The 2,409-nt window shown below is 65.2% G+C and carries 2 protein-coding genes; both read left to right on the plus strand.

The features are described from left to right. On the plus strand, positions 1-742 hold a 742-nt coding region (locus IVB31_RS21155), incomplete at its 5' end, for a methyl-accepting chemotaxis protein (RefSeq protein ID WP_247326573.1). 309 nt (positions 743-1,051) lie between these two features. Beyond that, positions 1,052-2,409, plus strand: a 1,358-nt coding sequence (locus IVB31_RS21160) for a HAMP domain-containing protein (protein ID WP_247326590.1), incomplete at its 3' end; no start/stop codon positions are given.

The following is a 2,409-nucleotide window of genomic DNA, read 5'->3' on the forward strand; positions in this document are numbered from 1 at the left end:
GCTGACCCGCACCGCCGAGACCACGCAGAGCCTGTCCAGCCAGGTCGCCGATGTCTCCGAGCAGGCTTCCAGCAACATGCAGTCTGTCGCCACCGCGACGGAAGAGCTTTCGGCCTCGGTCGAGGAGATCGGCCGCCAGGTCCGCGATTCCAGCCGAATCGCTGAGGCTGCCGTCGTGCAGGCGAAGGAGACCGACGGCCGCATCGGCAAGCTCTCGCATGCCGCCCAGCAGATCGGCGAGGTCGTCAAGCTGATCACGGCGATCGCCGAGCAGACCAATCTTCTCGCGCTCAATGCCACCATCGAGGCGGCACGCGCCGGTGAAGCCGGCCGCGGCTTCGCCGTGGTGGCCAGCGAAGTGAAGTCGCTCGCGAGCCAGACCGCGAAGGCCACTGACGAAATCTCCTCGCACATCACCGGCATGCAGGGCGCCACCGCCGAATCGGTTGCGGCGATCAAGGAGATCGGCGCGACCATCGGCCAGATCTCGTCGATCTCCACGTCGATCGCGAGCGCAGTCGAGCAGCAGGGCGCGGCGACCCAGGAAATCGCGCGCAGCGTCCAGACCGTCGCGCAGGGCACCCAGACTGCCGCCACCGATATCGGTCAGGTCAACCGCGGCGCCGCCGAGACCGGCTCGGCCTCCGAAGAGGTGCTGCATTCGGCCAAGACGCTGTCATCCGAAAGCACCCGCCTGCGCGCCGAGCTCGACCGCTTCATGGGAAATATCCGGGCGGCGTAGGGGCTCGACCTTCGCGCCACGCTCCAATGTCGTCCCGGCGAAGGCCGGGACCCATTACCCCGGGGAGGAGTCGCAGCGTGAGCTGGTCATCCCAGTCGTCGCCAAACCTCCCTGAGGTAATGGGTCTTGGATCAGCGCTCGCTCCGCTGCCTTGTCCAGGACGACGGGACCACCCCGTCGCCTAACCGCCAGTTGCGGCGCCACAAATTTACCGCCGCTTATCCTTTGGCCCGTAACGTGCTGAAGAGTCAGGAAGCGGGCTGCTTCCGGGCTGCGCCTGGTTTTCCGCGAATGGAATGGGGTGGGGGAATGTCCGTCAAGTCGAAGTCGAACACATCGAAGCTGCTCACCTTGCGTTTTCGTGCAAAAATCATCCTCGGCTTTGCGGCGGTGCTGGCCATCCTCGCCGTCAGCATGGCTTTCGCCTATTTCGGCTTCGAGCGGATCCAGGCCGCCGTAGCCTCCTACCGCGCCAGCGTGGCGGAAGCGGACCTCGGGCGGACGGTCGATCGCGAGCTGATCAGCTATCAGGGACTGACGCGGGCCTATACGCTGACCGGCGCGGCGGATGACGAGACTGCGGCCAAGGCCGCCGAAGAAAATCTGAAGGCGGCGATCGCCAAGTCGATGGCTGCCACCACCGGCGCCGCTCGCCGCGAGCAGGTCGGCAAGCTCGAGGCGGATTTCCAGCGTTTTACGAAGATATTCAGCGAGATCATCACGCTGACGCGCGAAAACAACAAGATCGCGGCCGATGAGCTCAACAGCGTGGGCAACAAGATCCGCTTCAAGTTCGACGATCTCGCCGACACCGCCGCGCTGGCGGGGCTCGCATCGGTTCAGACCACGGCCAAGGACATCACATCGCAATACCTTGCGGTCTCCACCTCGGTCGGCGCCTTCGTTGCCAAGCCGGAGCCGAAGACCGCCGACGGCGTGACCGCCCGCATCAAGTTCCTGGAGACCCTGCTGGTCTCGATCTATGCCAATGACCAGAAGATCACCGATCGCGTCACCGAGATCGGCAGTCTCCTGAAGCAGTACCGCACCTCGTTCGGAAAGCTGACCGAGAACGTGAAAGTCATCGTCAAGTCGAATGGGGAGATGACCAAGACGGCGGCGAGCATCCTGAAACTCTCGGGTGAGCTGCGGTCGGATCTGACTGCTGATCAGCAGCGGATCGAGGCGAGCGCCAATACCACCATCGGCGACACTGAGCGGACGATGCTGATGATGGCGCTTGGCGGCCTCGCCATTGGCGTCGCGTTGGCCTGGATGCTGGGCAACGGCATTTCGCGTCCGATGATCGCGATGTGCAAGGCGATGCGCGAGCTGGCCTCGGGCAATTTCGACGTCGTGCTGCCGGGCCTGGGGCGCAGGGACGAGATCGGCGAGATGGCCGGCGCGGTCGAGGAGTTCAAGGTGCAGGCCGTGGCCAAGGCCGAGCGCGATGCCGCCGCGAGCGAAGTCCAGAACAGGGAGCAGGCCGCAAGCCGTCGCTCCGAGCTGATCCGCTTCGCCGACGATTTCGAGAGCGCGGTCGGCGCCATTGTCTCCAACGTCTCGGCCTCCGCCGTGCAGCTGGAATCGGCAGCCTCGACGCTGACCCGCACCGCCGAGACCACGCAGAGCCTGTCCAGCCAGGTCGCCGATGTCTCCGAGCAGGC

The organism is Bradyrhizobium sp. 21 (genome assembly GCF_023073335.1).
Classification (GTDB): Bacteria; Pseudomonadota; Alphaproteobacteria; order Rhizobiales; family Xanthobacteraceae; genus Bradyrhizobium.